This window comes from Bradyrhizobium sp. SZCCHNR1017, from assembly GCF_032381375.1.
Taxonomy (GTDB): Bacteria; Pseudomonadota; Alphaproteobacteria; order Rhizobiales; family Xanthobacteraceae; genus Bradyrhizobium.
The window spans coordinates 26,746-53,045 of record NZ_JAUHIR010000028.1 but is presented as its reverse complement, the minus strand read 5'-3'; the positions used below and the strand labels follow the sequence as shown (position 1 = coordinate 53,045).

Annotated in this window: 30 protein-coding genes; 24 read left to right on the top strand and 6 right to left on the bottom strand. The window is 63.0% G+C overall.

Translation table 11 applies throughout. The features are described from left to right. The coding region (locus QW863_RS35220) for a transposase (RefSeq protein WP_315718325.1) at nucleotides 1-487 on the top strand (487 nt) is incomplete at its 5' end. Nucleotides 488-710: 223 nt separating this feature from the next. Then, nucleotides 711-1,412, top strand: a complete 702-nt coding sequence (locus QW863_RS35215) for a hypothetical protein (RefSeq protein WP_315718324.1) — start codon at nucleotides 711-713, stop codon at nucleotides 1,410-1,412. A 402-nt stretch (nucleotides 1,413-1,814) separates the two neighbouring features. Here the strand turns inward: QW863_RS35215 and QW863_RS35210 are convergent, their stop codons facing one another. Continuing rightward, nucleotides 1,815-2,363 carry a DUF6714 family protein gene (locus QW863_RS35210; protein ID WP_315718323.1) on the bottom strand — a complete coding sequence of 183 codons (549 nt, stop codon included), beginning with the start codon at nucleotides 2,361-2,363 and terminating at the stop codon, nucleotides 1,815-1,817. Between the two features lie 408 nt (nucleotides 2,364-2,771). After that, entirely contained in the window at nucleotides 2,772-3,707 is a 936-nt protein-coding gene (locus QW863_RS35205) for a hypothetical protein (protein WP_315718322.1), read from the bottom strand. 429 nt (nucleotides 3,708-4,136) lie between these two features. On the opposite strand from QW863_RS35205, the gene QW863_RS35200 reads away from it, so the two are divergent. The 5 genes from QW863_RS35200 (at nucleotide 4,137) to QW863_RS35180 (ending at nucleotide 8,581) form a co-directional block, all read left to right on the top strand. Continuing rightward, complete coding sequence (locus QW863_RS35200; RefSeq protein WP_315718321.1) at nucleotides 4,137-4,547, top strand: hypothetical protein; 411 nt, start codon at nucleotides 4,137-4,139, stop codon at nucleotides 4,545-4,547. A 186-nt stretch (nucleotides 4,548-4,733) separates the two neighbouring features. Beyond that, complete coding sequence (locus tag QW863_RS35195; protein ID WP_315718320.1) at nucleotides 4,734-5,234, top strand: hypothetical protein; 501 nt, start codon at nucleotides 4,734-4,736, stop codon at nucleotides 5,232-5,234. 417 nt (nucleotides 5,235-5,651) lie between these two features. Further along, nucleotides 5,652-6,197, top strand: a complete 546-nt coding sequence (locus QW863_RS35190) for a hypothetical protein (RefSeq protein WP_315718319.1) — start codon at nucleotides 5,652-5,654, stop codon at nucleotides 6,195-6,197. A gap of 477 nt (nucleotides 6,198-6,674) precedes the next feature. Then, the gene (locus tag QW863_RS35185; RefSeq protein ID WP_315770016.1) at nucleotides 6,675-6,917 is read left to right on the top strand and encodes a hypothetical protein; all 243 of its coding nucleotides are present in this window, start codon (nucleotides 6,675-6,677) and stop codon (nucleotides 6,915-6,917) included. A 17-nt stretch (nucleotides 6,918-6,934) separates the two neighbouring features. Continuing rightward, the gene (locus tag QW863_RS35180; protein ID WP_315718317.1) at nucleotides 6,935-8,581 is read left to right on the top strand and encodes a recombinase family protein; all 1,647 of its coding nucleotides are present in this window, start codon (nucleotides 6,935-6,937) and stop codon (nucleotides 8,579-8,581) included. A gap of 280 nt (nucleotides 8,582-8,861) precedes the next feature. Here QW863_RS35180 and QW863_RS35175 read toward each other — a convergent pair whose 3' ends face one another. The 3 genes from QW863_RS35175 to QW863_RS35165 all read right to left on the bottom strand — a co-directional run bounded on the left by QW863_RS35175 (nucleotide 8,862) and on the right by QW863_RS35165 (nucleotide 10,833). After that, nucleotides 8,862-9,947 carry a YeeE/YedE family protein gene (locus QW863_RS35175; RefSeq protein ID WP_315718316.1) on the bottom strand — a complete coding sequence of 362 codons (1,086 nt, stop codon included), beginning with the start codon at nucleotides 9,945-9,947 and terminating at the stop codon, nucleotides 8,862-8,864. A gap of 121 nt (nucleotides 9,948-10,068) precedes the next feature. Next, entirely contained in the window at nucleotides 10,069-10,419 is a 351-nt protein-coding gene (locus QW863_RS35170; protein WP_315718315.1) for a metalloregulator ArsR/SmtB family transcription factor, read from the bottom strand. A gap of 24 nt (nucleotides 10,420-10,443) precedes the next feature. Continuing rightward, entirely contained in the window at nucleotides 10,444-10,833 is a 390-nt protein-coding gene (locus tag QW863_RS35165) for a thioredoxin (RefSeq protein WP_315718332.1), read from the bottom strand. A gap of 121 nt (nucleotides 10,834-10,954) precedes the next feature. On the opposite strand from QW863_RS35165, the gene QW863_RS35160 reads away from it, so the two are divergent. Continuing rightward, nucleotides 10,955-11,689, top strand: coding sequence for a cytochrome c biogenesis CcdA family protein (locus QW863_RS35160; protein WP_315718314.1), 735 nt, complete (start codon nucleotides 10,955-10,957; stop codon nucleotides 11,687-11,689). On the opposite strand, the gene QW863_RS35155 is transcribed toward QW863_RS35160, so the two are convergent. Further along, complete coding sequence (locus QW863_RS35155; protein WP_315718313.1) at nucleotides 11,690-12,406, bottom strand: hypothetical protein; 717 nt, start codon at nucleotides 12,404-12,406, stop codon at nucleotides 11,690-11,692. Nucleotides 12,407-12,500: 94 nt separating this feature from the next. On the opposite strand from QW863_RS35155, the gene QW863_RS35150 reads away from it, so the two are divergent. The 16 genes from QW863_RS35150 to QW863_RS35075 all read left to right on the top strand — a co-directional run bounded on the left by QW863_RS35150 (nucleotide 12,501) and on the right by QW863_RS35075 (nucleotide 26,085). Next, on the top strand, nucleotides 12,501-13,091 hold the full coding sequence (locus QW863_RS35150) for a thioredoxin family protein (protein ID WP_315718312.1): 591 nt from the start codon (nucleotides 12,501-12,503) through the stop codon (nucleotides 13,089-13,091). 129 nt (nucleotides 13,092-13,220) lie between these two features. Beyond that, nucleotides 13,221-13,664, top strand: coding sequence for a sulfur oxidation c-type cytochrome SoxX (gene soxX / locus QW863_RS35145; protein ID WP_315718311.1), 444 nt, complete (start codon nucleotides 13,221-13,223; stop codon nucleotides 13,662-13,664). A 20-nt stretch (nucleotides 13,665-13,684) separates the two neighbouring features. After that, nucleotides 13,685-14,137 (top strand): thiosulfate oxidation carrier protein SoxY, encoded by a 453-nt coding sequence (soxY, locus tag QW863_RS35140; protein ID WP_315718310.1) that lies wholly within the window; start codon nucleotides 13,685-13,687, stop codon nucleotides 14,135-14,137. 18 nt (nucleotides 14,138-14,155) lie between these two features. Next, nucleotides 14,156-14,482 carry a thiosulfate oxidation carrier complex protein SoxZ gene (gene soxZ / locus QW863_RS35135; RefSeq protein ID WP_315718309.1) on the top strand — a complete coding sequence of 109 codons (327 nt, stop codon included), beginning with the start codon at nucleotides 14,156-14,158 and terminating at the stop codon, nucleotides 14,480-14,482. Between the two features lie 33 nt (nucleotides 14,483-14,515). After that, nucleotides 14,516-15,340 carry a sulfur oxidation c-type cytochrome SoxA gene (gene soxA / locus QW863_RS35130; protein WP_315718308.1) on the top strand — a complete coding sequence of 275 codons (825 nt, stop codon included), beginning with the start codon at nucleotides 14,516-14,518 and terminating at the stop codon, nucleotides 15,338-15,340. A gap of 24 nt (nucleotides 15,341-15,364) precedes the next feature. Further along, complete coding sequence (gene soxB, locus QW863_RS35125; protein ID WP_315718307.1) at nucleotides 15,365-17,059, top strand: thiosulfohydrolase SoxB; 1,695 nt, start codon at nucleotides 15,365-15,367, stop codon at nucleotides 17,057-17,059. 5 nt (nucleotides 17,060-17,064) lie between these two features. Next, nucleotides 17,065-18,348: a sulfite dehydrogenase gene (soxC, locus tag QW863_RS35120; RefSeq protein WP_315718306.1), complete on the top strand. Its 1,284-nt coding sequence runs from the start codon at nucleotides 17,065-17,067 to the stop codon at nucleotides 18,346-18,348. Then, complete coding sequence (locus QW863_RS35115) at nucleotides 18,332-19,033, top strand: c-type cytochrome (protein ID WP_409978003.1); 702 nt, start codon at nucleotides 18,332-18,334, stop codon at nucleotides 19,031-19,033. The genes soxC and QW863_RS35115 overlap by 17 nt, the downstream gene beginning before the upstream one ends. Before the next feature lie 26 nt (nucleotides 19,034-19,059). Next, nucleotides 19,060-19,494, top strand: a complete 435-nt coding sequence (locus QW863_RS35110) for a hypothetical protein (protein ID WP_315718331.1) — start codon at nucleotides 19,060-19,062, stop codon at nucleotides 19,492-19,494. Nucleotides 19,495-19,504: 10 nt separating this feature from the next. Next, nucleotides 19,505-20,407, top strand: a complete 903-nt coding sequence (locus QW863_RS35105) for an alpha/beta hydrolase (protein ID WP_315718304.1) — start codon at nucleotides 19,505-19,507, stop codon at nucleotides 20,405-20,407. A gap of 8 nt (nucleotides 20,408-20,415) precedes the next feature. After that, the gene (locus QW863_RS35100) at nucleotides 20,416-20,856 is read left to right on the top strand and encodes a DsrE family protein (RefSeq protein WP_409978004.1); all 441 of its coding nucleotides are present in this window, start codon (nucleotides 20,416-20,418) and stop codon (nucleotides 20,854-20,856) included. 68 nt (nucleotides 20,857-20,924) lie between these two features. Beyond that, nucleotides 20,925-22,025: a YeeE/YedE family protein gene (locus QW863_RS35095; protein WP_315718303.1), complete on the top strand. Its 1,101-nt coding sequence runs from the start codon at nucleotides 20,925-20,927 to the stop codon at nucleotides 22,023-22,025. Between the two features lie 418 nt (nucleotides 22,026-22,443). Further along, a complete protein-coding gene (locus QW863_RS35090; RefSeq protein ID WP_315718302.1) occupies nucleotides 22,444-24,132 on the top strand; it encodes a methyl-accepting chemotaxis protein in 1,689 nt (562 codons plus the stop codon). A gap of 452 nt (nucleotides 24,133-24,584) precedes the next feature. Further along, a complete protein-coding gene (locus QW863_RS35085) occupies nucleotides 24,585-25,127 on the top strand; it encodes a YeeE/YedE thiosulfate transporter family protein (RefSeq protein ID WP_315718329.1) in 543 nt (180 codons plus the stop codon). A 10-nt stretch (nucleotides 25,128-25,137) separates the two neighbouring features. Continuing rightward, the gene (locus QW863_RS35080; protein ID WP_315718301.1) at nucleotides 25,138-25,695 is read left to right on the top strand and encodes a YeeE/YedE thiosulfate transporter family protein; all 558 of its coding nucleotides are present in this window, start codon (nucleotides 25,138-25,140) and stop codon (nucleotides 25,693-25,695) included. Nucleotides 25,696-25,743: 48 nt separating this feature from the next. Next, nucleotides 25,744-26,085 (top strand): rhodanese-like domain-containing protein, encoded by a 342-nt coding sequence (locus tag QW863_RS35075; protein WP_315718300.1) that lies wholly within the window; start codon nucleotides 25,744-25,746, stop codon nucleotides 26,083-26,085. Nucleotides 26,086-26,300 lie beyond the last annotated feature (215 nt).

Here is a 26,300-nt window from a genome sequence, read left to right as displayed (position 1 = left end):
GCCGCACGTGACCGTCTTCGACAAGTCGGCCCGCACCGACGGGACCTTCTCGCGTGAGGCCTTCACCTACGACCATAGCAGGGACGTCTATCGCTGCCCCGCTGGCAAAACCCTCACCACTACAGGGACGCTGGTGAACAACGATACGACGGTCCTCTACCGTGCGAGCAAGCACGATTGCCAAGCATACTCTCTCAGAAGCAGGTGTTGCCCCAACACCCCGGCCCGAAAAGTGCCGCGCTCGGTCTACGAGGGCGCTCGCGACATGGCACGCGAGATCGCAAGCTCACGGGAAGGCCGCACTTCACGCCGGCTCCGCAAGAAGATCGAGATGCTGTTCGCGCATCTCAAGCGCATTCTCAAGCTCGATCGCCTGCGACTAAGAGGGCCGAACGGCGCACGCGACGAGTTCATCCTCGCTGCAGCCGCTCAGAACCTTCGCAAAATGGCCAAGCTGATCCCGATGCCCGCACCGACGCCCGCGTGACCCCCACCAAGCCAACTCATCCGATAAACGGCAGTCGTTCACGACGAAACTACAGCCTACTTTTTCAACGGAATCGACCATAAGCGGACATTCACAGTCTCTTAAGGCCTTGAGGACCAGCGCCGATTGGGCGTATTCACAAGATAGTGCCACTTTGATACTCCTCGCGGCATTGAGCAACTCCATAGGGATTTGACTTCGATCTCTGCCTGCGGGTGCAAATGTGGTTCAGAAGAAAGTCGCCCCTCGTCTTTTTGTGATATTTGCGCGTGAAGCACATGAAGCCGTCATCTTCCGTCGGGGTCCGTCGGACTGGTTTCATATCATTCGCTGGGACACCAAGGGCGATAAGTTCTATCCGGGCGCCTGGCTGAAAGGGCGCATCTATCCAGAAAAATGTGATCTTTCGCCTGATGGCGAATTGCTGCTGTCGTTCATCCACAAAGGTCGTGGCCTGAGAACGGACTACACCGATGCATGGAGCTCGATCAGCAGGAGTCCGTGGCTTCATGCTCTTGGCCTGTGGCCCCAGGGAACAACGTATGGCGGCGGAGGACGATTTACAGATAATCGAAGCGTTGTCCTCAGATTTTACCCGGTAGCAGCACATCCAAATCATCCGGGTACCGGGATCAATGTCAGCTTTATTGCGTCTGACACGAGTTTTGCCAGAAAGACCGATCTCGCACCTTTACATCGATCGACCCAAGAAATTTCGGGAGCCGAGTGGACCGGCCGAGATCAGCGAGGCAGATTGGTTTACGCTGCTAATGGCAAGCTCATGCGCGCAGGCACAAAGACACAGCAAGCTACTTGCCTGGCCGACTTCAACAATCTCGTTCCGGACCCGCAACTGCCCCCTTTCTCCGCGACGGTGCCGCTCGGAGCGAAGAAGCTTCAGAGACGTGTCGAACGTAAACAATGATAGCAGCGCCATCTGGACCTGAGATCGTATATCAACGCGGATGGAATCTCTTTTCTCTTTTGGTGGAAGGCGCATCCCAGTAGCTCGTTCGCTATTGTCCGCTCTGGGTCAAAATGTGAAAATCCGACCTGAGCAATTCTGGTCCGTTGACCACCCCAGAGCGGACCTCAACCCGGCGGCTCGCCACTTCGCTGATGGGGAAGAAGCAGCCGTCGATGCACCCCACCCGGAAGGTCGGCTATGGGCGAATTGCGGACGTGACCGGGTCGCCGGACCGTACCCTGAATGGCCCTGGAGGCTGCCGACTTGCGGCGCTGCATCAAGTCGGCAACTATCCGAGGTACACCGGCCGTGACGCTAGCTCGTTCGGGACGGCAGCAAGTGACCCATAACGTAAGATGGTCAACGTCCTTGAGGCTTCGCCACTCGATCATACCAATACGTTCCTAGTGCCTCGACAATAGCATTATTCACGATATAGCCGTAATCTGGCCGATCTCGCAGTGCTCGCCATTCAAGATAATGAACGATCGCGACAGCCTGGCGGTGATCTAACAAGCTCCAGCGATTGCGAGCACATTCAGCCTCGAGCTTTTCGCTTTGTGGCTTGGCTCTCTTGTTGTGTGATCGGGGGGCAAAGCCGTGAGTGAGTGCAAAGATTGGGTCGACCATCCGCAGCTGGGTGGTCATATCCGCAATAATGTAGGCAGGTATGTAGAAGCAAATCGCTTCATCGGTCAGAAAGCTCAAAGCTGACCCGAGGCCGCTTGGTACCTTATCCAGCCATTCGGGCGCGAGTGTTGTCCAGTCATCCTTATCGTCAAATGCCGCGATGACCCGCAATGGCTCGTCGCCTTGGGCGCTGTTGACCAGCGGAAGGAACCGACCCTGCCGCCGTGCTGGGAAGGCCTGTCGTATTTCTTCGATTAGAGCCTCGACGGATACTGTCATGCTTTCCCTGCAAGATGCTCAGAGACGCGCCCAGTCGACGCGTCAAGCCCATGTCTCAGCTTCAACTTAACCGCCAGGCGCCCAGTGGACACATGAGGCTAAGAGACACGATTAACGCATCGTTTCTAGGGGCTATTTGTTGGCGTTCGACTTCCGGAATTGGCCCATGGCTGCCGACTTGCGGCGCTGCGGCAAGTCGCCTGTTATCTGGGGTACACCGGCCAAAGCGCCACCCCATTTCGGAGGACAGCCCATGGCCCGGCAGAGAAAGGCCGTCAGGGCCATGCCATGTCGGTTATTCGAGGTTGTGCAGAAGAGAGTCACTCGGCATAAGAATTTCAGTCTTTGACCCGAAGCTGACCTCGACACCAACTTGGAATCCCCCGACAACCCGCTCGGTTGATCTCGCTACGAGCGGCGGTGAACCTCGAACGACGCCATCAAGTCAAGGATACGCTGCTGCATCCTCTGCCAATTGGGCACGTCCTCCGGCCGATGACGGAAATAGAAGTGTCGGCCCTTGTTGATGAAGCGGTGCTGACAGGACTTCGGAACAGCCTCGGACGGCGTGCCGCAGCCTATTATCGTGGTGTTGACGCCATGACCGTCATCATAAGCAAGATAGCCATTTCCGACGTACTCCTTGCCGTCCTTGCCATGCGTGATGGTTTTGGTCTTCACGAGACCAAACTCTCTACTTTGCTCGACAATTTCTCCGCCGGGCGGATCTTTCATTAGACTTAGCATCCATTCGGGGTCCCACGTGACGAAGACCGAGTTGCTGTCAAATTCCGCCGGCATCAGACGGCGGTCGAGTGGTTGGAAGTCGGGAGCGGTCGTCGCAAGCAGCAAGCTCGGGCTTGACCCGCCGCTCCACTCTGCTTGCCAGACGGTTGGGATGAGATATGTCTCACCTCCAGAATACCTGATGTAATAGCTGTCCGGCGACACGGGGATCAGTGCCAGCCGCTTACCCACGAAGTCACGCACCTGCAGGCAGGTAATCGCCGGCCCCCGACCCTCAATATGCCCGTTTATTACGCCCGGCTCGAAGACGCGGTGGAGATACGACCAGTGATATAGGCGCACATTGGAGGGTTCGCCGACAACGAGGATCGCGTGGTGCTGCATGTAGAGCAGACCATCGTGCCTGGCCCTCATTTTAAAGATCGACAGGTCGAACCATACGCGTGCGGGCCGGTAGTCGGAGGCCCCGTCAGAAATCTGGATGCAATACGGCTCAGATCCAGCGATCTCTTCAGCGCCATGAGCTACAAGGAGCGATGTCGCCGCGCCTGCGGCGACAAAGAGCAAGGTCACAATTAGAGCCAGACCAACAAGCATTCGTAGCGAAATCAACTCAATCCCCGCCGTGCCACACATTCTATTTCGACCGGCGATATTGGAGTTTGCGCGTGGGGTCGCAGCAAGCACCGTTTATCGGAAAGTTCGGCAAATGGCCGGTGGTCGCGTACGGTATTGTACTTGTTCGTCCGCCTCCCAGAGTGAGAAACGTCAGTGTCTGGCCCAAGGCTGCCGACTTGCGGCGCTGCGGTAAGTTGCCTGTTATCTGGGCTACACCGGCCATAGCGCCACCCCATTTTGGAGAACAGCCCATGGCCCCGCAGAGAAAGGCCGTCAGGGCCATGCCATGTCGGTTATTCGAGGTTGTGCAAGAGATTTGCGCGGCATGAGAATCTCAGTGTTTGACCCATTGCTGACCTTGAGAAGTCTTGGCATCGTGTCGCGATTACTAGCGATCAGGGTGCGAATATGCGTACATTGAAGATGACAGGGCTCGGCGCGCTTTGCTTGATTGCTTGTCTTTTATTCGACCGAGCAGAGGCATGCGCGGTGGCGAGCGCACAGACTGGCGTGCTCTTCGACCATATCCCTGCGGAGCTCGATGCGCCCGTCATCGTAGAGGTGACGATCGTTGGCAGAGAGGCCGATATCAGTTCTCAGAAATACGGCCGTTTGGCTGTGATGGATGCTCGGGTCGACAGGGTTGTCAAGGGGACACCCGATCTTGACGCGTTGAAGGTTGTTACGTCCATCAGCACCTGCACCCGAATTGGCGTCGGACATGGTTTTGTTGCCGGTGCGATTGATCACGATGCCCGGATCGGCCTCGAGCTGATTGCGATACAGCGACCCTATCAAACCCTAACGCAAAGACGATGAACTCGACCGGGCTTATCAAAATGTGCTTCGTAAGGCTTCCTGTCCCGTTCACCGCGCCGACGTGAGCTTCGTTCAGCGACGTTGGCATTCATGCAATCTTTACTTGTATTCCGGACAACTCCGCTGAATGCCCCTAGAGGCCTTGGCCGATGGCGCCGGAGTTCTGACGCACCCTATGAGCCTCGTATGACATTTATTGGCCCGAGAGCCCTTTTTGGGATTTTGCTGTCTTCGTTGATAGCTGGATGCGATCTCAATCCTCAACTCCGTCCACTGCCCGTGCCAGCCGACCAGGCAGCGTTTCAGAGTGCGTGGAACGCTGGCCGCAGCTACAGTACTCTCACCAACTCGTCCAGCTACGATGGTCGTGTGGAAGAGAAAATGCCAAGGAATCTGCGTAATTGGACCGGGAAGGTGCTCATCAAGAAGACGGTGCGCGGCAAGGTCGATTTATTTGTAATACAGGTCGCCGATCAAGTTGCCGTCGTCGCCTACAACGTCGATCCGGCGCTTCGCGCTGATCTGGCAGATCGAGATAACTACGTTCAATTCAGCGGAGTTCGACCGGAACACCCGTCGCCAACATTTCCTTCGGACGAGCTACAGGTCTCCGGAATATGGGTACTTTTCGAAATGAGACTGGACAAGGTCTCAGTCCCTAATCACCGGCAGGGACAAGGCATATAAAGAATCCTTCAGAGCACGTTTCGAATGTTGGCGCGAAGGCGAATTTCACGCGCAGTCTGCGGAAGTCAGCTTTTGGCCCATCGCGACGAAATCCGCCTATGGCCTGCATGGAGGCTCTGAGGGAGTAGACCGGACCTGCCAGAGATCGGGCAAAGCCGTCGCGATCGACCCATCGCGACATATTGCGGTTCTGCACGAAGTCGGTCGCTATAGGGACAAAGCAGACATTGCTTTAGTCGCATCGCGCCGCAGGGTTTATGGGTACACGGCCTGGCCGTGAGTGAAAACCGGATATCCATTGACGTAACGAATCGGCCGTGATTCGATTCGCGGCACTGGCCGCTACAGGCCAGGCAAGCGGCCCGCACAGGTGCTGAAGACACCTGCACGAGCCTAACCCTCAACATGGAGAGTGCCATGTCTCAGGCTGATTCTGCCTATACCACGAGTCGTTCAATCTTTCCTGCCAGCCCGGCCGTTCGGCGCCGGCAGTTTGTCACCGGCGGCGGCGCCATCCTGGCCGGGGTCATCACGGCCTCACAGGCTGAAAGTGTTGGCGTTTCGACCTCGCCCGACCCGGTCCTCGATGCCATCGAGGGCCACCGCCGAGTCTTTGAGGAACTGGGGCGCCTGCTCGCCGAGCAGGATGCTGCCGAGCGCGAGCTGCGCGGTGCGCCCTGCGGCAGGCGGGCCGAGCTGGAGGCCAAGTTAAGTGGCCTCTGCGCGGCTGAAGGCGCACTCGGTCGGGCTGAGATGAAGGCCTCGCGTCAGCTCGCCGGAGTCGTGCCGGGAAGCCTCAAAGGAGCGGCCGCGGCGTTAAAGTATGTGCGCGAGTGTTATGAAGTTGGCCAGTACCCCCTTTACGAGGAGGATGGCTACCGGCTGCTGCTGCTCTCGACTGAACGCGCGATTTGTGCGGCCGTTGGTCTCGCTATTCCGCATCGTGTTGTTGATCCTCGCTAACGATTGCGCGTCTTCCTACGAGCGGGATGTGGAAACGAAGTCCTGGTCGAACCGCGACGCACCCCCAGACGAAGGCGGTGGAACGGATATCTGCGACCTACGACCATCGTGCCACATCTCGGCTCCACAAAAGGACGAAGAACAAGATCAACGTGAAGGCAATCCGGGTGCGCCTAGACATGACGCAGGAAGAGTTCGCAGCTCGCTTCGGATTCAGCGCTCAATACGCTATGCCATTCGGAGCAAGGTCGCGACAGCCGGAGGGGCCGACACGCGTGTATCTTCTCGCGATCGAGCGCGCCCCGAAGGCCGTGCAGAAGGCTTTGCAGGCTGTGTGATGCGTTCGAAATCTACGCCAAAACGGCCGTTCGTAAGTATCTGCGCGCTCCCGTACGATGGCAGGATTTTTGGTCTTCTCTTCCTGAATTCGTCGCCGCTTGATGCTCGTTTGACTTCACCAATCGGGCGAGCGACGGCATGGCAGATGACACAGAACTGGAGCTGGACGACATCAGACCGGCCAACGACAATCAAGGTCCGGAGGATGGAACGAGCAAGGCGGATAACAAGACGCGGCGACAGTTGGAGCAGGTGACGTTGACCATTGCCCGGCTGATCGGACGCCGGATTGCACGGAAACAGTTCGCGGCGCTCAGCGCCGCCAATGATAACAGGCCTCAAGCCACGAACGATGCGGAGGACGAGGCCGGCAAGGATTAGACAGAACGGAGACCGTCATGCCCCGCGTTGCGCTTTACGCCCGCTACTCGTCCGACAATCAGAGCGAAAGCTCGATCGAGGATCAGTTTCGCCTCTGCCGAGAGCACGCCAAGCGCGAGCGATGGAAGGTCACGAGCACCTATCACGACGCCGCCATTTCGGGCGCGAGCATGATCCTGCGGCCCGGTATCCAGTTGTTGTTGCAGGATGCGCAACGCGGTCTGTTCGATGTCGTGTTGGGCGAGGCGCTGGACCGGATTTCTCGTGACCAGGCGGATGTCGCCACGCTGTTCAAGCATCTGCGCTTCGCGGGCGTCTCCATCGTCACCCTGGCCGAAGGCGAGATCAGCGAGCTTCACGTTGGCCTCAAGGGCACTATGAATGCCCTGTTCCTCAAGGACCTCGCCCTGAAGACTCATCGTGGTTTGCGCGGCCGAGTGGAGAAGGGCAAGGCCGGCGGTGGCCTCTGCTACGGCTACAACGTCATGAAGGGGCTCGACGCCAACGGTGAGCCGATCCGGGGCGATCGCGAGATCATCGTGGAGGAAGCGAGGATTGTCCGACGCATCTTCCGCGCCTTTGCCGCCGGCAAGAGCCCGAAGGCCATCGCGGTCGAACTGAACAAGGACGGCATTCCCGGCCCGCTCGGCCGGGCCTGGGGCGACACCAGCATCCGAGGCCACGTCTCGCGCGGCACCGGCATCCTCAACAACGAACTCTATGCCGGAGTCCTGGTCTGGAACAGGCAGCGTTTCGTCAAGGATCCAGCGACTGGCAAGCGCGTGTCACGGCCGAATCCGGAAAGCCAGTGGATCAGGATCGAGGTGCCGCATCTCAAGATCGTGGACGATGAACTGTGGCAGGCCGCGCGGGCGCGGCAGCAGCAAATCTCGGCACTCTTTGGCCCCAACCCGGCCAATACGCGGGAGGGCAGGGCCAAGCGGCTGCACCTCGCCAACCGGCCCGTCTCCCTCCTTTCCGGCCTTCTCACCTGTGGCTGCTGCCGCGGCAAGATCGGCATCCTGACGCCGAATCGTTATGGCTGCCTCAACCATCATCGTCGCGGAACTTGCGCCAACAACCGCACCATCATGCGCGAGAAGATCGAGGCGCGGGTGTTGGCGGGACTGAAGGATCGCCTCGTCTCCTCCGAGGCGGTCGCAGAAGCGGTGCGTGCCTATGCCGAGGAGATGAACCGCCTCAACCACGACCGGCGGGCGCGGGCGGAAACAGACCACCGTGCGCTTCAGAAGATCGAGCGGGCCGTTGCCGGCATCATCGCAGCGATCGAGGACGGCCTCTACCAGCCGTCGATGAAGGCGCGGATCGACGAGCTTGAACGGCAGAAGGCGGAGATCACACAGCGCCTGTCAGAGGCTCCCGCCGACATTCCCGACATGCATCCCAACATCGCCAACGTCTATCGCAAGAACGTCGGTCGGTTCACCGAGGCGCTCGCCGATCCGGATGGCGGACGCGAGGCCGCCGAGGCGCTCCGCTCGCTCATCGGCGAGATCGTACTCACTCCCGGCAAGAAACGTGGCGAGGTCCATGCCGAGCTACGCGGCGAGTTGATGGGTATCCTTGAATTCTCTAATACCCAGGAAAATCAAAGAAGTAGTCTTGTTATGCCAGCAGTGGCTGCACCTCCCCGCAACCATTGAGACCGACACTCCCGTAGCCGACGAGGCTGCGGGAGTTTTGGTTTGTGAGCTGCTGTGCAGCTGAGGACAGTGCCGTCTCCCCCTGAAGCGTGGCATCGGAAGATCCGGGAATTATCACCAGGACGGCGCTCAGGCGACCATGCGAGCCGGCAGACAATCTGCGAAGCGCGTGAACTGAAGTATTGAGGCATCGGCGAAATTCACAATCCGTCTGCCTGCGGTACAACCCCATTGCCCTGGCGTGGGAGCGAGCTTGCACATTGCGCGAGCGCAGCCGCCGTCACGATGTCAGACGCAGCAGGTTGCGCACGGCAGGGCGCCATTCGCCGGTCATGGTGTATTCGAGGCCGAGACGTGCGCCGCAGGTGATCGCCAGCATCGTCAGCGGCGCCGAGATCGCCAGCGTCGAGAAAGCCGACAGGCCCTGTCCGATCGTGCAGCCCATCGACATGATGCCGCCGGTGCCCATCAGCAGCGCGCCGGTCATGTGACGCTTCAGCTCACGCGCGTCATCGCAGGCCTCCCAGCGGAAGACGCGCGAAAACATTGCCGCGACGAACGAGCCCAGGATCACGCCGGCGACGGAGCCGATCGCAAAGTCGGCCCGGCTGCCCGAAAGCGTGGCGATGTAGAGCACGGTATTGCCGAGCGGGGCAACGAAGGTCAGGGATGCCACGCGCGCCGGATCGAAATCGTCATTGCCGAGCCAGCTGGTGGCGAACCAGCCGAACGCCACCGCGCAGCCTACGGCGAGGCCGGAGAGCAGCAGGCGCGGCGATCTCACGAGGCGCCCGTCGGCCAATGCCCAGGCCGCGAGCGCGACCGCTGCGACGGAAACGGTTGCCGGCCGCGCATATGAGCCAAGTGCGGGCGACAGCAGCATATCCATGCCCTGGGTCATCGTTTCGGGCAGGCGTATGGAGAGCGGCTCGATCAGCGAGATGCGCAGGAATCCCGTGAGCCCGCGCATCGCGGCCAGGGCTGACACGCCCAGCACCAGAAACACGACGATGGCGCGCAAATCACCGCCGCCGATACGGACCAGTGTCCCGAAGCCGCAGGTGCCGACCAGGGCCATCCCGATTCCGAACGACAAGCCGCCGAGGATGGCGCCGCCGAGCGGAATGGACGACGTCAAGTAGATCGAGCGCGACAGGTCGATCAGGCCGAAGCTGGCGAGCAGCTGGGTTGCGACCAGCGCGACCGCGGCCGCCAGAGCGAAGGATTTGAGTCGCCGGGTATCGGCGCCGAAGAACGCGTCCTCCAGCATCGCGAGCGTACAGAAGCGGCCGGCGCGACCGGCGACGCCGAGAACGGCGCCCGCGAGGAGCCCACACATGAACGTCAGTGCTGATGGGCTGAGCATTCCTCTCCGACATCCTCGTTGGTTTCCTGGCATTGTGCGCCAGGAGCGGCGGGGACGCCAGACCTCTTGCGCCGCTACGGGGCGCGCCGATGCGAAGCCCGAGACCGCGAGGGCCAACCGGTCAGCGGCGGCGCTTGCGGACCGGCTCGCAATAGACGTCGTAGATCGCCGTCAGGATCTTGCGGACATCTTCGCTCGCAAGGCTGTAGTAGATCGTCTTGCCCTCGCGCCGCGTCGTGACCAGCCGGTCGAGCCTGAGACGGGCGAGCTGCTGCGAGACGGTCGACTGCCGCTCGCCCAGGAACTGCTCGAGCTCGGTGACGGATTTTTCGCCTTCGGCGAGGATGCAGAGCAGCAAAAGCCGGGACTCGTGGGACAGCGCCTTCAGCATCTCGCTGGCTTCCCGCGCCTTCTCGATCATCTGCTCGAGCTCGGCAGAGGTTTCGATGTCCTTCAACTTCGGCAGCGGCATGAATTCTGAATCCCTCGGTTGGCGTCAGGAGCGGGCCGGAGCCCCGCTTGTAGCATTCATTATGCGGCCGAGCAGCCCAAAGAAGAACGCATCGCCAGGATAACCGCGGATGCGTCCGATCTCGCGGCCCTGATCGACCACCACGAAGGTCGGGGTGAACGCTCCCGGATCGATACCGGAAAGGTCCGTCGGCAGCGGCTTGGCAAGGTCGACCCGTCGCAGCGGCAGCGCGCGCCCCTCGTCGGTCTTGTCATAGATCGGACCGATTTCCGCGTTGAAGCGGGCGCACCAGCCGCAGCCCGGACGTTCGAAAATCACGAGCTCGGAGGCGAACGCCGGCGACGAGAGGCAAATGCCGGTCACTACCGCTCCTGCGAGCGCTGCGAATCCGCGCGATGCACGTCTGCTGGTCATGCCGAGATCCTCTCTGGACTTGTCGGCCAATCTATCATTAAATTCGAATATGTACTAGTGCGCGATTTCCGAATCCTGCCCGGCAGGCCGGGCACGCGGCGCTGGCCGACCGGGAGGAAAGATGGATATCGACGTCACGCTGGGCGCCGCGCTGGCCGCGGGTCTGTTGTCGTTTCTGTCACCGTGCATTCTGCCGCTGGTCCCGCCGTTCCTGTGCTACATGGCCGGCGTGTCGGCGGCCGACGCGATCGGCGAAACCAGCACGGCCCAGCGGCGGCGGACGGTGCTGACGGCGCTGTGCTTCGTCGGCGGTTTTTCGCTGGTGTTCGTCGGTCTTGGCGCCACCGCCTCGGTGTTCGGACGGTTCATCGCCGGCCATCTCAGCCAGCTCGGCATCCTCGCCGGCCTCGTCATCATCACGATGGGGCTGCATTTCCTCGGGGTGCTCCGGATTCCGCTGCTGTACCGGAGCGCGACGATCGACGTTGGAAGCAAGCCGGCCGGCCTGCTCGGTGCGTTCGTGATGGGACTTGCCTTCGCCTTCGGCTGGACACCGTGTGCGGGGCCGGTCCTTGCCGCCGTCCTGATGATGGCCGGCGCGGAGGCGACGGTGGGGAAGGGTGCGCTGCTGCTCGCCGCCTATTCGGTCGGGACCGGCATCCCGTTCCTGATCGCCGCTGCCTTCACGGGACAGTTCATGACCATGCTCAAGGGCATCAAGCCACATCTCCCCCTGGTCGAGAAGACGATGGGCGGCTTTCTCGTCCTGACCGGCGCGGCCTTTCTCGCCGGCGTGATCCCGCGGATGTCGGAATGGATCTTCGAGCGCTTTCCGTCGCTCGCCACCATCGGCTGATCAGCCGAAGCGGAAGTCCAATAGATTGACGAAGGACTGCAGTTCGATCTCATAGCGATGCACCAGGCCGGCGTCGCTCTCGCGCGCCGCGCGGCCGATCTCGCCGGCACTCGTCGTGGCGCCGTCGATCAGGCGGCGGAACTCGGCCTGGCTCGCCACGTCGGGCGCGGCGAGGCCGTTGCAGCGTTGCAGCCGGTCGCGCAGCGCTGTGCCGGCCTGGACGACCTCGCCAGGCTCGGCCTTGCCCGCAGCGAACCGCGCAGCTGCGTTGCGCAACGCGTCCATGACGGGTGACAGGTCGAACACGCAATCGCTGAGTTCGACCACGCCGGCGTCCTGCCTCAGGGCGTGAAGCGACCGGCGCAACGCGGCAATGGCCGCCGCAGCGCGTGCCCCGTCACCTGCGGTCAGCGCTTCGTCCGCCTGCTTCAGGCGATCGTTTCCGGTGGCGATCAGTTCTGCAAAGGATTTGGCCGAATAGGGCGCATTGGAGCGCTCGGCGAGCCGGCTGAGCCTGCCCCAGGCGATCCGGGCGTCGTCGAGCTCGATCTGCGCCAGGCCCACATTGCCGGTGCGGCCATAGCTCGCGGCTGTGCGCAGGCTGGCCATCGCCGAGCGCATGAAGGCAGCAACGTCCGCGTTCTCTTCGGCGTGCCCACGGACGCCATGCGTGAGGCATGACAGCACGAGCGACAGCATGATGACGCGGCGCAGCATCGAATGTCCTTTTCACATTCTGTTATTCGAATATCATGTATCGAAATTCCGTGGACTTGGCAAAGTGGACTTGGCAAAGCGCGTGAGCAGGCCGATGACGACGAACCGGACGATGACACGGCGCGATCTGGTTGCGCTGCTGCCTGCCGCGGCGGCCGTCGGCCTGGCGTCAGCGCCGGCGCAGGCCGACGCGGCGCTCGGCGACGACGGGCTCTATCACCAGTCCTGGTTTCTCAACAGCTTCCTGGACCTGCGCGAGGATCTCGAAAGCGCGGCGTCGGAAGGCAAGCGGCTTGCGATCATGTGGGAGCTGCGCGGCTGCCCGTATTGCCGCGAGACGCATCTGGTGAACTTTGCCGATCAAGAGATCACGGACTACATCCGCGCCAATTTCGAAGTGCTGCAGCTCAACCTGCTCGGCGCGCGCAAGGTGATCGACTTCGATGGCAAGGAGCTTGCCGAGAAGGAGCTCGCCGAGCGCTACGCGATCCGCTTCACGCCGACGTTCCAGTTCTTTCCGCCATCGGCCGAGGGGGTCTCTGCGAAGGAGCCGCTCGCGCGCGAGGTGGCGCGCGCGCCGGGCTATCTCAAGCCGCCGCATTTCCTCGCAATGTTCCGCTTCGTGCGCGAGAGGGCCTATGAGCGCGGCACATTCCGCGACTATCTCGCTTCGACCAGGGGTTGAGTGCAGTGCGGCATCGAAATGCGCTTGACACCAATCACATTATCAAATCATAATTCTTGAATATGATGGATCGTAAGTCCGTCGTGTCATCGTAAGGCGAGGGGACGCCTCGCCGGTCAGGGTGGAAACATGCGCCGTTTGATTCCGGCCGCCTTGCTCTGCGTGTTGCTGTCGGCAGCCGCGCGGGGTGACGAGCCGATCAGGCTCGATGTCGTCGACTATGCCATTCCGAAATCGCTGACGGGCGCGCCCGGCAATGCCGATGCCGGCAAGAAGGTGTTCTTGACGCGGACGCTGGGCAATTGCCTCGCCTGCCATCAGGTGTCGTCGCTGAAGTCGGAAGAGTTTCACGGCGAGTTCGGTCCGTCGCTCGACGGCGTCGCGACCCGCTACAACATGGCGCAATTGCGCCTGATCGTCGCCGATCCCAAGCGCATCTTCACCGATACGGTGATGCCCGCCTTCTACAAGAACGACGGACTCAATCGCGTCAGGTCGGAGTTCGTCGGCAAACCCGTCCTCACCGCCGCGCAGGTCGAGGACGTCGTCGCCTTTCTCGAAACATTGAAGTAACCGCCTCTGGAGGATGATGCATGGGCGCAATCAACAGACGACAGGCGTTCCTTCTCGGCGGCGGTTTCGTCGCCCTGACGGTGCTGCCGATGGCCGCCAACGCCGAGCCGAGCAACGACGCGGCCGAGATGATCAAGAAGTTCACCGGCGGCAAGGAAGCGGCCAAGGGCAAGATCACGCTCGATCTGCCTGAGATCGCCGAGAACGGCAACACCGTGCCGCTCGCGCTCTCGGTCGAAAGCCCGATGACCGCCGAGAACTACGTCAAGGAAGTGCTGTTCGTGGCCGACGGCAATCCGAATGCCGGCGTCGCCACGCTGATGTTCACGCCGATGTCCGGCAAGGCCGAGGCATCGATCCGCATCCGTCTGGCGCAGACCCAGAACGTGATCGCGGTCGCGAAGATGAGTGACGGCTCGCTCTTCACGGAGCGCAAGACCGTCAAGGTCACCATCGGCGGCTGCGGCGGCTGAGACAGGGGAGAGACGAACATGGCAGACAAGCCGCGGATCAAGCTTCCGAAGGAAGCCAAGAAGGGCGAGATCATCCAGATCAAGACGCTGGTCTCGCATCTGATGGAATCGGGTCAGCGCAAGGATGCGCAGGGCAAGCCGATCCCACGCAAGATCATCAACAAGTTCACCTGCGAGTTCAACGGCAAGCCGGTGTTCTCCTGCGCGCTGGAGCCGGCGATCTCGGCCAACCCGTACATCCAGTTCGACGCAAGGATCGACGAGGAAGGTACGTTCAAGTTCGCATGGACGGATGATGATGGCTCCGTGGTGACGGCCGAAGAGAAGATCGCGTTGAAGGCCTGATCGGCAGCGTGTGATCGCTAGGAGGAGTGACGGATGTCCATTCGCTACGGTTCTCTCGCCGTCCTGGCTTCGGCCGCGCTGGCCCTGTCGGCAGTCGCGACGTTCGGCCAGGAGGCCGAACGGAAGGGCATTCCGGCGCCTCCCGGTCACGTCTTCAAGACCATCATCTCGGGCTATCAGTTCCGCACCAAGGAAACGCGCGCGCTCCAGGATGACGACCTGGAGAATCCCGGCTTCCTCGCGGTGGAGCGGGCCGCCGACGTCTGGAAGACGGTCGACGGCAGCGAAGGCAAGTCGTGCATGAGCTGCCACGGCGAGGCGGAAAAGACCATGAAGGGCGTCGGCGCCGCCATGCCCAAATGGAGCGATAAGCTCAACAAGCCGGTCAATCTCGAGCAGCAGATCAACATCTGTCGCACCGAGCACATGAAGGCGCAGCCCTGGGCCTTCAAGTCGAAGGAACTGACGGACATGACGGCGTTCGTCCGCTACCAGTCGCGCGGCATGCCGGTGGCGGTGAAGACCGACGGTCCGATGTCGCCATGGTTCGAGAAGGGCAAGGAGATCTACTATACGCGGGTCGGGCAACTCGATCTCGCCTGCGCGTCCTGCCACGAGAAGAACAACGGCAAGTTCATGCGCGCCGATTTTCTGAGCCAAGGCCAGATCAACGGCTTTCCGACCTACCGGCTGCGCGATCAGCGCCTGATCCCGCTGCACGAACGGTTCGAGGGCTGCATGTTCGACGTTCGCGGCGTGCCCTACAAGCCGCTGTCGGACGAGTTCCTCGCGCTCGAAGTCTACGTCGCCTGGCGCGGCATCGGGCTGCCCGTCGAGACACCGTCGGTCCGCAACTAGCCGCGGACACAAGGAAGATACATCATGATATCGCGTCGCGAATTCGTTCAGGTCGCATTGGCGGCGGCTGCCCTGGCGGGTGGCTCCGGTCTTGCGGGTGCGACCCGCGCCTTTGCTCAGCAGAAGCTGACCGAGAAGGAGCTGCTGGCGTTCGATCCGGTCGGCAACGTCACCTTGGTGCATGTCACCGACATCCACGGCCAGCTGATGCCGCTGTATTTCCGCGAGCCGTCGACCAATCTCGGCGTCGGTGACGCCAAGGGCCAGCCGCCGCATGTCACCGGCAAGGATTTCCTCACCCGCTTCGGCATCGCGCCGGGCTCGTCGTCGGCCTATGCGCTGACCTCGGAGGATTTCGAGGCGCTCGCCAAGACCTACGGGCGGATCGGCGGGCTCGACCGCGCGGCCACCGTCATCAAGGCCATCCGCGCCGAGCGCGGCGACAAGGTCGTGCTGCTCGATGGCGGTGACACCTGGCAGGGCTCATGGTCGTCGCTGAAGACCCGCGGCCAGGACATGATCGACTGCATGGCGCTGCTGAAGCCGGATGCGATGACGGGGCATTGGGAGTTCACCTACGGCACCGAGCGCGTCAAGCAGGCGGTCGATGGTCTGGGCTTCCCCTTCCTCGGCCTCAACATCCGCGACACCGAATGGAACGAGCCGGCGTTCGAAGCCTCGACGATGATCGAGCGCGGCGGCGTCAAGATCGCGGTGCTCGGCCAGGCCTTCCCGTATACGCCGGTCGCCAATCCCCGCTGGATGATTCCGAACTGGTCGTTCGGCGTGCGCGAGGAGGATGTTCAGACCCAGGTCGACAAGGCGCGCAAGGACGGCGCCGGCCTCGTGGTGCTGCTGTCACACAATGGCTTCGACGTCGACCGCAAGCTGGCCAGCCGCGTCAAGGGTCTCGACGTCATTCTCACGGGTCATACCCATGATGCATTGCCTGAAGCGGTCAAGGTCGGCAAGACGCTGCTGATCGCGTCGGGCTCCTCCGGCAAGTTCGTCTCGCGGCTCGATCTCGACGTCAAGGACGGCGAGGTGAAGGGCTATCGTTACAAGCTGATTCCGCTGTTCTCCGACGTCATCACGCCGGATCCGGCGATGGCGGCCAAGATCGCCGAGGTGCGCAAGCCGTTTGCCGCCGATCTCGCCCGCCCGCTGGGACGGACCGAGACGCTGCTGTATCGCCGCGGCAATTTCAACGGCACGTTCGATGACCTCATCTGCCAGGCGCTGCTGCAGGAGCGCGATGCGGAGATCGCGCTGTCGCCGGGCTTCCGCTGGGGCACCAGCGTGATGCCGGGCCAGGACATCACGTTCGAGGACGTCACCAACGCCACCGCGATCACCTATCCGGCCGTCTATCGCATGGGCATGACCGGCACGCGGCTGAAGGAGATCATCGAGGACGTCGCCGACAACCTGTTCAACGTCGATCCCTACTACCAGCAGGGCGGCGACATGGTCCGCATCGGCGGCATGTCCTACGCCATCGACGTCAACAAGCCGCAGGGGCAGCGCATCTCCGACATGCGCCTGATCAAGACCGGGGCCGCGATCGATCCGACGCGCGAGTATCAGGTCGCGGGCTGGGCCAGCGTCAACGAAGGCACGCAGGGGCCGCCGATCTGGGAGGTCGTGTCGAGCTATCTGCAGCGCCAGAAAACCGTTCGTCTCGAGCCCAACCGGGCCGTCAAAGTCTCCGGAGTGTGACGACGATGTCCAAGGACAAACTACTTCCCTCAGCCCCACGCGCGTCGCGCCGTGGTTTCCTGACTGCAGCCGGCGGTCTTGCCGCCACGGCGCTGGCCTCGCAGGCGCGTGCCGGCGTCGGCAATCCCGCCAACCAGCCGCCGAACGTGCCGGAATGGACGCGGACCCTCGGCGAGGGCGTCGCTGTGCGCCCCTACGGCAAGCCGTCGAAGTTCGAGAAGGACGTTGTCCGCCGCGACGTCGAATGGCTGACGGCTTCGCGCGAATCCTCGGTCAGCTTCACGCCGCTGCATGAGCTCGAAGGCATCATCACGCCGAACGGGCTGTGCTTCGAGCGCCATCACGGCGGCGTAGCCGACGTCGATCCGGCCGATCACCGGTTGATGATCCATGGCCTGGTCGAGCGGCCGCTGCTGCTGTCGCTCGACGAGCTCAAGCGCTACCCGCGCGTCAACCGCATCCACTTCATGGAATGCGCGGCCAACTCCGGCATGGAGTGGCGCGGCGCCCAGCTCAACGGCTGCCAGTTCACCCATGGCATGATCCACTGCGTGCAATATACCGGCGTGTCGCTGCGCACCCTGCTCGAAGAGGCCGGCGTCAAGACCAACGGCAAATGGCTTCTGGTGGAGGGCGCCGACTCCGCGTCGATGGATCGAAGCCTGCCGATCGAGAAGGCGCTCGACGACTGCATCATCGCCTACAAGATGAACGGCGAGGCGCTGTATCCCGAGCAGGGCTATCCGATGCGCCTGGTCGTGCCGGGCTGGCAGGGCAATCTCTGGGTCAAGTGGCTGCGCCGCATCAAGGTCGGCGACCAGCCCTGGCACACCCGCGAGGAAACCTCGAAATACACCGATCTCTTGCCGAACGGAAAGGCGCGGCGCTTCACCTGGGCGATGGATGCCAAGTCGGTGATCACGAGCCCAAGCCCGCAGGCGCCGATCAAGCACGGCAAGGGCTTTACGATCGTCTCGGGGCTGGCGTGGTCGGGCAACGGCAAGGTCAAGCGCGTCGACGTCTCGCTCGATGGTGGCCGCAACTGGTGGCCGGCGCGGATCGACGGCCCGGTGCTCGACAAGGCGCTGACCCGGTTCTACTACGAGTTCGACTGGAACGGCGAGCCGCTGCTGCTGCAGTCGCGCGTCCAGGACGAGACCGGCTACGTCCAGCCGTCCAAGGCCGAGCTGCGCAAGGTCCGCGGCTACAACTCCATCTATCACAACAATGGCATCCAGACCTGGCATGTGCAGGCAAACGGTGAGGTCGAGAATGTCGAGGTCGCCTAAGCTCATCATTGCCGCCGCAGCGCTGGCAACGCTTGCGGGCTCCGTGGCGTTCGCCGGCGGTCCGAGCGAGAAGTCCGATGCCAAGCCGGCGCAGCGCTTCAACATCGGCCGCGCGCCGAGCGCCGAGGAGATCCGCGGCTGGGACATCGACGTCCGTCCGGACGGGCAGGGGCTGCCAGTCGGCAAGGGCACCGTTGCCCAGGGCGAGAAGCTGTTCATGGACAATTGCGCCAGTTGCCATGGCGAATTCGGCGAGGGTGCCGGCCGCTGGCCGGTGCTCGCCGGCGGCAAGGGATCGCTGACATCAGACAATCCGGTCAAGACGGTCGGTTCCTACTGGCCCTACGCCTCGACGCTGTTCGACTACGTCCGCCACGCGATGCCGTTCGGCAGCCCGCAGTCGCTGAAGGTCGACGAGTACTACGCGCTGGTCGCCTATGTGCTGTATCTGAACGACGTGATCACCGATCAGAACTTCGAGCTGAGCAACAGCAATCTCGCCACGATCAAGATGCCGAACGAGGGCGGGTTCATCATGGATGACCGGAGCACGAGCGAGAAGGCGTTCTGGCAGAAGGATCCTTGCATGAAGAACTGCATCGCGCCGGTCAAGATCACCGGACGCGCGACAGCGGTCGACGTCACGCCGGAAGACAAGGACGGCAAGCCGCGAGGCGTCGAGTGAGGATTGCCGGATGCAGCCGCCGCCAGATGCTGTTGGCGGCCGCATCCGTCGCCCTGGCCGGAAGCGGGGTTGCGTCCATCGCCACTGCAGCCGAGCCACATAGGCTCGCGCTGCAGATCAGCGACGAGGATCCGGCCAAGATGCGCGCGGTGCTCGACGTGGCCGCGAATGTCTCCCGCCACTATTCGGGCGAGGGCGCGGAGGTCGAGATCGTGATCGTCGCGTTCAATGGCGGCCTCGACATGCTGCTGGCCGACCGCTCGCCGGTGAAGGAGCGGGTGCTCGGCTTCGCCAAGTCGATGCCAAATGTGAGCTTCATCGCCTGCGGCAATACCTTGGAGACGCTCGCGAGCAAGGAGGGACGGCAGCCGCCTCTGCTCGACGGTGTCACGGTCGTCAAGACCGGGGTCGCGACCCTGCTGGAGCTGTCCGAGAAGAACTGGACGATCGTGCGTCCCTGAGGAATTTGCGATGCGGTGGTGGCTCGCTCTTGTCGTCTCGTTCATTGCGTCGATCGCCTTCGCGGCCGAGGAGCCGCGCGAGCTCACGATCGGCGGGCGTACGGCGCTCGGCACGCTCCGACTGCCGGCGCAGTCTGGACCGGATGTGCCGCTGGTGCTGATGACGCACGGCACGCTCGCGCACAAGGACATGGAGACCATCCAGGGCCTGTCCAAGGCGTTGGCCGAGCGGGGGATCGCCTCGCTCGCGCACAATCTCGTGCTCGGTCTCGATCGCCGCACTGGCATGTACGATTGTGCCAAACCCCATGACTATGTGACGGACGATGCTGTCGTGGAGATCGCCGCCTGGCTGAGTGAAGCGCGCAAGACGTCGTCGCACGTCTTCGTCCTCGGTCATTCGCGTGGCGCCAATCAGGTCGCGCGCTATCTGGCCGCCAATCCCAAAGCGGCGGTCGACGGTGCGATCCTGCTGGCGCCGGCGACGGCGAGCATCGAGGCCGGTTTGAGAGACGCCTATGCGGAGAGCTACGGCCAGCGATTGGCGCCGCTGCTCGACAAGGCTGAGGCTGCGATCGCCGCCGGGCGCGGCGGTGATTGGATGTCGGTGCCGGGCTTCATCTATTGCCGCGATGCCAAGGTGACGGCGCGCGCATTCGCAGCATTCTATCGCGCCGACCGGCGCCAGGATACGGCGGCGCTGGTCGCCGATGTGAGCCTGCCGGTTCTGGTGCTTGCGGCAGCGCAAGACAAGACGGTACCGGACGTGGCAGCGTCGTTCGCGCCGCTGGCGTCACGCGCCGGCAGCCGTGTCCGACTGGAGACGATTGACGACGCAGATCACTTCTTTCGCGATCTCGCCGCCGAGGATGCCGCTGATCGCATCGCAGGATTCATTGCAGCCGCGCGTTAGGAGCCACCATGGAACGTCGATCTTTGATGCAAGCCGGTCTTGCCGGCCTGTTTGGAATCTTCGGTGTCAGCAGCGCACGCGCGGCGACGGAATCTCCGCGCCAGCGCGTCGCCTATCATCTCGCCGATCAGGACCGCGCCCTGTTCGTTCTCGGCAACCTCCAGAACCACGTCGACGGGACCGGAGGACCTGGACGCGCAGACATTCGCCTGGTGATCCACGGTCCGGGCTTGCGGGCCTTTCATGCGATTTCGGCCGACCAGACCATCTCGGCTCTGGCCGAGCGCCTCATGAAGGCCGGCGTCGGCTTCGAGGCCTGTGCGAACACCATGAAGGCGCAAGGCGTGAAACTCGACGATCTCTTGCCAGGGTTCGCGGTGGCGGAGAAGGGCGGCGTCGTGCGCCTCACGGAGCTGCAGCAGAGTGGATACGCCTACCTGCGCCCGTGACGGGCGCATGCGTCCTTGCCGATGCCGCCCGGCATGTTGAGCGGCAGGCCTGAACGACGGGAGCGCCTGTGCTCACCGCATTGATCGACCTTCTGGGTGAGGAGCTGGTGTCGCTGCTGTGCGGGCTCGCGGCCGGCGGCGCGTTCGGCTTCTTCGCCCAGCGCAGCCGCTTCTGCCTCCGGGCGGCCACGGTCGAGTTCGCGCGCGGGCAGGGCGGTCCGCGGCTGGCGGTGTGGCTCCTCACCTTCGCCTCGGCGCTGCTGGGCACCCAGGCGCTGGTGGCGATGGGCCTGCTCGACGTCTCCGAAGCGCGCCAGCTGGCGCAGCAGGGCAGCATTTCCGGCGCGATGATCGGCGGCACGCTGTTCGGCTGCGGCATGATCCTGGCGAGAGGCTGTGCCAGCCGTCTGCTGGTGCTCTCGGCCAACGGCAATCTGCGGGCGCTGCTGTCCGGCCTCGTCTTCGCGGTGACGGCGCAGTCGGCCTATCGCGGCCTGCTCGCGCCGGCACGCGAGTGGCTCACCAATCTTTGGCTCGTCGACGGCGGACCGTCGCGCGACATCATGAGCTTGTTCGGCGGGGGTACGCCCGAGAAGCTCGGCTTCGGCATGCTGTGGTTCCTCGCCGGGCTCGCCGCCGTGTCGAAGTTTCAGGTTGGCCCGAAGATCCTGCGCTCGGCGGTGGCCGCGGGCGCGGCGGTCGCCGGGGGCTGGCTCCTCACCTATCAGCTCGGCCAGGCCTCGTTCTCGCCGGTGCCGCTGAAGAGCCTGACATTCAGCGGTCCTTCGGCGGAGCTGCTGATGCAGGTGCTCGCCAGCCCGCAACTGAAGCCGGGCTTCGATCTCGGCATCATTCCGGGTGTGTTCATCGGCTCGTTCGTTGCGGCCGCGCTGGCGGGTGAACTCAATCTCGAAGGCTTCTCGGATGGGCGCGGCATGCGCCGTTACATGATCGGCGCCGTCCTGATGGGATTCGGCGCGATGCTGGCAGGCGGCTGCGCTGTTGGCGCCGGCGTAACCGGGGCATCGGTGTTTGCGCTCACCGCGTGGATCGTGCTCGGTGGAATGTGGTTGGGTGCGGCCGTCACCGATTTTGTCGTCGACCGCTGGCTGTTCGCCACCAAGCCGGCGCAGAGTCCGGTTCAGTCCCCCTCCGTCATGCCTTCTTGAGGCATCCTGCGGAAGCGGGCCTGCTTCTGCTGAGCGGCATTGGACATGCAGCGTCAAGGCGCAGCATCCATGAATCTCCGGGACCTGTCTGTCACAGGCTCGTCGACGCGTGGCGTGTCGGCGCACTTCAAGCCTCTGACAAAGAACATTGTCTGATCAGATCGGATCGAGCCCGAAGACACGCGTCTTGGCGTCGTCACGCCGGAGCGCAGATCGCGTAGTCCGCGGATCGGCCACAGGAGATGCGTGCCGACCACGGCAGTCGGACCATCGTGCCCGATCATGACGTTGGTCGATTCCAGTCCGGAAATCCCGCCCGTTAACCAATTTGCGAAGGTCGGGTGATACCGTCGCGAGGGGACGACGCAATCATGCGGCGCACCGATACGAATCGCCGGGACTACGAAAGGCACGCGTGATGTCGCAACTCTCCATTCGAGCAAAAATGGCGGCCGTCATTGCGCTGCTGCTGGTGGCGATGACCATCGTCGGGTTGCTGGCCGTCCGCGGCATGCAGACGATCAATACGCATACCGAACAGATCTCCAAGAACTGGCTGCCGAGCGTGCGCGTGCTCGGCGAGTTGCGTTCGGCGATCAATCTCAATCGGGCGCAGCTGCGAGCCTACATGACGGCTGATACGACTGAGGAGAAGGACAATCTCGACCGCAACATGAAGGCAACGCTCGCCGTCATCGCGACGGCGCGCCGCTCTTATGAAGCGATGATCTCGTCGGCCGAGGAGCGCAGCCTGTTCGAGAGCTGGTCGCGGGGCTGGGAGCAATATGTCAAGGCTGCCGATGGTGTGCTCGAGGTGCTGCGCGCAGGGAACGGCAACGCGACCAAGCAGGCGAGCGATCTGTTCAACAAGACGGTCCGGAGCGTCGCCAATCAGTCGGACGAATTTCTTCGAAAGCTGATTGACCTCAACAATCGTGGCGCCGACGCCGAAACCAAGATCGCCGCGGATGGCTATGCCGAGGCATTTGCATTGATGTCGACGGTCATCGTCCTTGCCGTTCTCACCGGCATCGGCGTCGGAAGCTGGTTCGTTCGCGACATTTCCCGGTGCATCGCTTCCATCATCAGGCCGATGCAGGCGCTCGGTGAGGGTAACCTGGCGATGGAGATCCCCTATCGCGGCCAGAAGACCGAAGTAGGCATGATGGCCGACGCCCTGGAGGTCTTCAAGACCGCCTTGATTGCGAAGAAGCAGGCCGACGACATCGCTTCGAGAGAGGCAGAGGTGAAGCTGGAACGCAGCCGGCGGCTCGACGAGATCGCTGGCCGCTTCGAGGCCGTGGTCGGCGAGATCGTCGACACCGTGTCCACGGCATCGAGCGCTTTGGAGGGTCACGCCGGCGGGCTCAGCAACACGGCGAGCCGCGCACAGAACCTGGCCACATCCGTCACCGCGGCTTCCGAGGAAGCCTGCACCAATGTGCAGTCGGTGGCATCTGCGACCGAGGAGCTCTCCGCGTCCGTCAACGAGATCAGCAGGCAAGTCCAGGATTCGGCCCGGATGGCCAATGAAGCGGTGGCACAGGCCCGTAGGACCAATGAACAGGTCGGCGAGCTCTCGAAGTCCGCTGCCCGCATCGGCGACGTCGTCGAGCTGATCAATACGATTGCCGGACAGACCAATCTGCTCGCGCTGAATGCAACGATCGAGGCCGCACGCGCCGGCGAGGCCGGCCGTGGATTTGCGGTGGTCGCATCCGAGGTCAAGGCGCTGGCCGAGCAGACGGCGAAGGCCACGGGCGAGATCGGCCAGCAGATCTCCGGCATCCAGTCCGCCACCCAGCAATCGGTCGGTGCCATCCGCGACATCAGCATCACCATCGAGAAATTGCAGGAGATTTCGTCGACGATCGCATCGGCCGTGGAGCAGCAGGGCGCTGCCACGCAGGAGATCTCGCGCAACGTCCAGCACGCGGCGGCGGGAACGCAGCAGGTCTCAGCCAACGTTGCGGATGTGCAGCGCGGTGCCGTCGATACCGGAACCGCCGCGTCCCAGGTGCTGTCCGCCGCGAAATCGCTGGCCGACGACAGTGCCAGACTGAGCATGGAAGTGAAGAAGTTCATCGCCGGCGTGAGAGCCGCCTAGGAACTCGCAGCGACTGAGAGCCGCGCAGATCCGATCTCGCCGCCATTCGCCGGCCCGCATCGGGAGTGCTGAACAGGTGCGCAGCCCGGCCACCACGCGCCGGCCATCGCTTCTGCATTGGCCTGCGAGCCTCATCTCGAGGACTTCTCCCGCGGCCGCGGCAAGCTGCGCGACCGAGTCGCGTGGTGACGATGGACCTGCGAGAGGCGGCGCCGACATGAACAGAGCGTGGGGCTGCGGCGGATCATGCTCCGCTGCGGCTTGCTCGGGCCTGCCAGCCCCGAGGTCGTCCGTGCCGCTGATTCCTCGCCGTCACACTGCCGCAGGGCCCCGCCTTTCACCTATCGGCACCGGCTGATTTATATTTGCATAAATTCGAATATATGCATATAGTGGCCTACGTCGGTCGCGGCGTTGGGCCGCGTCAGCAGGGAGGTCCCGTCGTGGCAATGATGAACGACGTCATGGTCAAGGATCTGGGCGAGTCCGGGCGCATCGACTGGTCGCCTTATCTGGTCGGCGCCGGCATCGGCATCCTCAGCTGGGTGGCCTTTGCCGGGTTCGGCGACCCGCTCGGCGTGACGACGGCGTTCTCGCGCATCGCGTCGCTGTTCGCCGTGCCGGTGATCGGATCCGACGCCGTCGCCGCCAACAGTTATTGGAAGTCGATGCCGCTGAAATGGGATTATGGCGTCTGGTTTCTGGTCGGCATTCCGCTCGGCGCATTCTTGTCGGCGGTCATCTCCGACACGTGGCGGCTCGAACTGGTGCCGGAGGTCTGGAGGGAGCGCTTTGGTCCGTCGGTGTTCAAGCGCTTCGTCGCTGCGTTTCTCGGCGGCATCGTCATCATGTATGGCGCGCGTCTGGCCGGCGGCTGCACCAGCGGCCACGGCATTTCAGGCGGTCTGCAACTGGCGCTGTCGAGCTGGCTGTTCCTCGCCGTGATGTTCGCGACCGGCCTGGTCGTGTCGCGCGTCATGTTCCGCAAAGCATAGGAGAAGGGCTATGACCTCATTGATGAGCATCGCCGGTCCGCTGTTGATGGGCGCCGTGTTCGGCTATCTCCTGCAGCAGGGCAAGGTCACGAGCTGCAACGTGATCGAGAACCAGTTCCGGCTGCGCGACTTCACCGTGCTGAAGGTGATGGGCACGGCGATCGTGGTCGGCGGCATCGGCGTTCTGCTGCTGGTCGATACCGGCAACACCAAGTATTACGTCAAGGACGCCAACATGCTTGCGGTCGCGCTCGGCGCGGCGCTGTTCGGCGTCGGCATGGTGGTTTACGGCTACTGCCCGGGCACTGCGCTCGGCGCCATCGCCAGCGGCAGCGTTCATGCTGCAGTGGGCGCTTTCGGCATGATCGTCGGGGCGATCCTCTATGCGCTGAGCTTCGACTGGGTGAAGGCCCATGTCCTGAACGTTTGGGCGCTCGGCAAGGTGCGGCTGCCCGACATCACCGGCGTGCCGGATGGCGTCTGGTTCGCCGCGCTCGCGATCGGTGCAGGTGCGTTCTTCTTCTGGGTCGAAGCGTCCGCGGCCAAGGCGAAGCGGACACAGGGCTAGGCTGAGTCGCCCGAGTGCCCCTATGTCAAACAGTGAGAGGTTCCTCCCATGCTATCAGGACTGTTCAGCAGGTTGACCGGGTCGACCAGCGTGCCGGCGATCGAGCATGATGAGCTGGTGCGGGCGCATCAGCAGCGGAGCTGCGTCATCGTCGACGTGCGCGAGCCGCATGAGTTCAAGGGCGGCCACATCCCCGGCGCCGTCAATCACCCGCTGTCGCGTTTCGACCCGGGCAGCCTCGTGCACGACAAGCCGGTGGTTCTGATCTGTCAGGCCGGCGGTCGCTCGGCCACCGCCCTGCGGCGGGCGCTGTCGGCCGGGCGGCAGGATATCCGCCACTATGCCGGCGGCATGAGCGGCTGGCGGGCGCGCGGCGGTCCTGTCGCCTGAACGCGCCCTGCCGGACAGGTCGGACGCTCTGCTCTGTCAGCATGTTCCGACGGGACTTGTGAAGGGTTGAGGTGAAGTGATCTGCAACCAGCATGGATTGCGGCAGGTTAAGAGCAAAGTGTGCGGCGGAAGGCTCCGATAGCCGTTCCCGCCCCGCAGCAGCTAATTTGTTGTTGGTCCAGTCCATTGGTTGACTCGTTCAGGAATAATTAGTT

Coding starts and splice junctions, on each gene's coding strand:
- QW863_RS35085 (WP_315718329.1), top strand. CDS start 24,585: ATGAACGACGTCATGGTCAAGGATCTGGGCGAGTCCGGGCGCATCGAC.
- soxZ (WP_315718309.1), top strand. CDS start 14,156: ATGGCAGACAAGCCGCGGATCAAGCTTCCGAAGGAAGCCAAGAAGGGC.
- QW863_RS35180 (WP_315718317.1), top strand. CDS start 6,935: ATGCCCCGCGTTGCGCTTTACGCCCGCTACTCGTCCGACAATCAGAGC.
- soxX (WP_315718311.1), top strand. CDS start 13,221: ATGCGCCGTTTGATTCCGGCCGCCTTGCTCTGCGTGTTGCTGTCGGCA.
- soxB (WP_315718307.1), top strand. CDS start 15,365: ATGATATCGCGTCGCGAATTCGTTCAGGTCGCATTGGCGGCGGCTGCC.
- QW863_RS35190 (WP_315718319.1), top strand. CDS start 5,652: ATGTCTCAGGCTGATTCTGCCTATACCACGAGTCGTTCAATCTTTCCT.
- QW863_RS35150 (WP_315718312.1), top strand. CDS start 12,501: ATGACGACGAACCGGACGATGACACGGCGCGATCTGGTTGCGCTGCTG.
- QW863_RS35175 (WP_315718316.1), bottom strand. CDS start 9,947: ATGCTCAGCCCATCAGCACTGACGTTCATGTGTGGGCTCCTCGCGGGC.
- QW863_RS35195 (WP_315718320.1), top strand. CDS start 4,734: ATGACATTTATTGGCCCGAGAGCCCTTTTTGGGATTTTGCTGTCTTCG.
- QW863_RS35075 (WP_315718300.1), top strand. CDS start 25,744: ATGCTATCAGGACTGTTCAGCAGGTTGACCGGGTCGACCAGCGTGCCG.
- QW863_RS35200 (WP_315718321.1), top strand. CDS start 4,137: ATGCGTACATTGAAGATGACAGGGCTCGGCGCGCTTTGCTTGATTGCT.
- soxA (WP_315718308.1), top strand. CDS start 14,516: ATGTCCATTCGCTACGGTTCTCTCGCCGTCCTGGCTTCGGCCGCGCTG.
- QW863_RS35185 (WP_315770016.1), top strand. CDS start 6,675: ATGGCAGATGACACAGAACTGGAGCTGGACGACATCAGACCGGCCAAC.
- QW863_RS35105 (WP_315718304.1), top strand. CDS start 19,505: ATGCGGTGGTGGCTCGCTCTTGTCGTCTCGTTCATTGCGTCGATCGCC.
- soxY (WP_315718310.1), top strand. CDS start 13,685: ATGGGCGCAATCAACAGACGACAGGCGTTCCTTCTCGGCGGCGGTTTC.
- QW863_RS35155 (WP_315718313.1), bottom strand. CDS start 12,406: ATGCTGCGCCGCGTCATCATGCTGTCGCTCGTGCTGTCATGCCTCACG.
- soxC (WP_315718306.1), top strand. CDS start 17,065: ATGTCCAAGGACAAACTACTTCCCTCAGCCCCACGCGCGTCGCGCCGT.
- QW863_RS35205 (WP_315718322.1), bottom strand. CDS start 3,707: ATGCTTGTTGGTCTGGCTCTAATTGTGACCTTGCTCTTTGTCGCCGCA.
- QW863_RS35100 (WP_409978004.1), top strand. CDS start 20,416: ATGGAACGTCGATCTTTGATGCAAGCCGGTCTTGCCGGCCTGTTTGGA.
- QW863_RS35160 (WP_315718314.1), top strand. CDS start 10,955: ATGGATATCGACGTCACGCTGGGCGCCGCGCTGGCCGCGGGTCTGTTG.
- QW863_RS35165 (WP_315718332.1), bottom strand. CDS start 10,833: ATGACCAGCAGACGTGCATCGCGCGGATTCGCAGCGCTCGCAGGAGCG.
- QW863_RS35170 (WP_315718315.1), bottom strand. CDS start 10,419: ATGCCGCTGCCGAAGTTGAAGGACATCGAAACCTCTGCCGAGCTCGAG.
- QW863_RS35115 (WP_409978003.1), top strand. CDS start 18,332: ATGTCGAGGTCGCCTAAGCTCATCATTGCCGCCGCAGCGCTGGCAACG.
- QW863_RS35210 (WP_315718323.1), bottom strand. CDS start 2,363: ATGACAGTATCCGTCGAGGCTCTAATCGAAGAAATACGACAGGCCTTC.
- QW863_RS35110 (WP_315718331.1), top strand. CDS start 19,060: ATGCTGTTGGCGGCCGCATCCGTCGCCCTGGCCGGAAGCGGGGTTGCG.
- QW863_RS35090 (WP_315718302.1), top strand. CDS start 22,444: ATGTCGCAACTCTCCATTCGAGCAAAAATGGCGGCCGTCATTGCGCTG.
- QW863_RS35080 (WP_315718301.1), top strand. CDS start 25,138: ATGACCTCATTGATGAGCATCGCCGGTCCGCTGTTGATGGGCGCCGTG.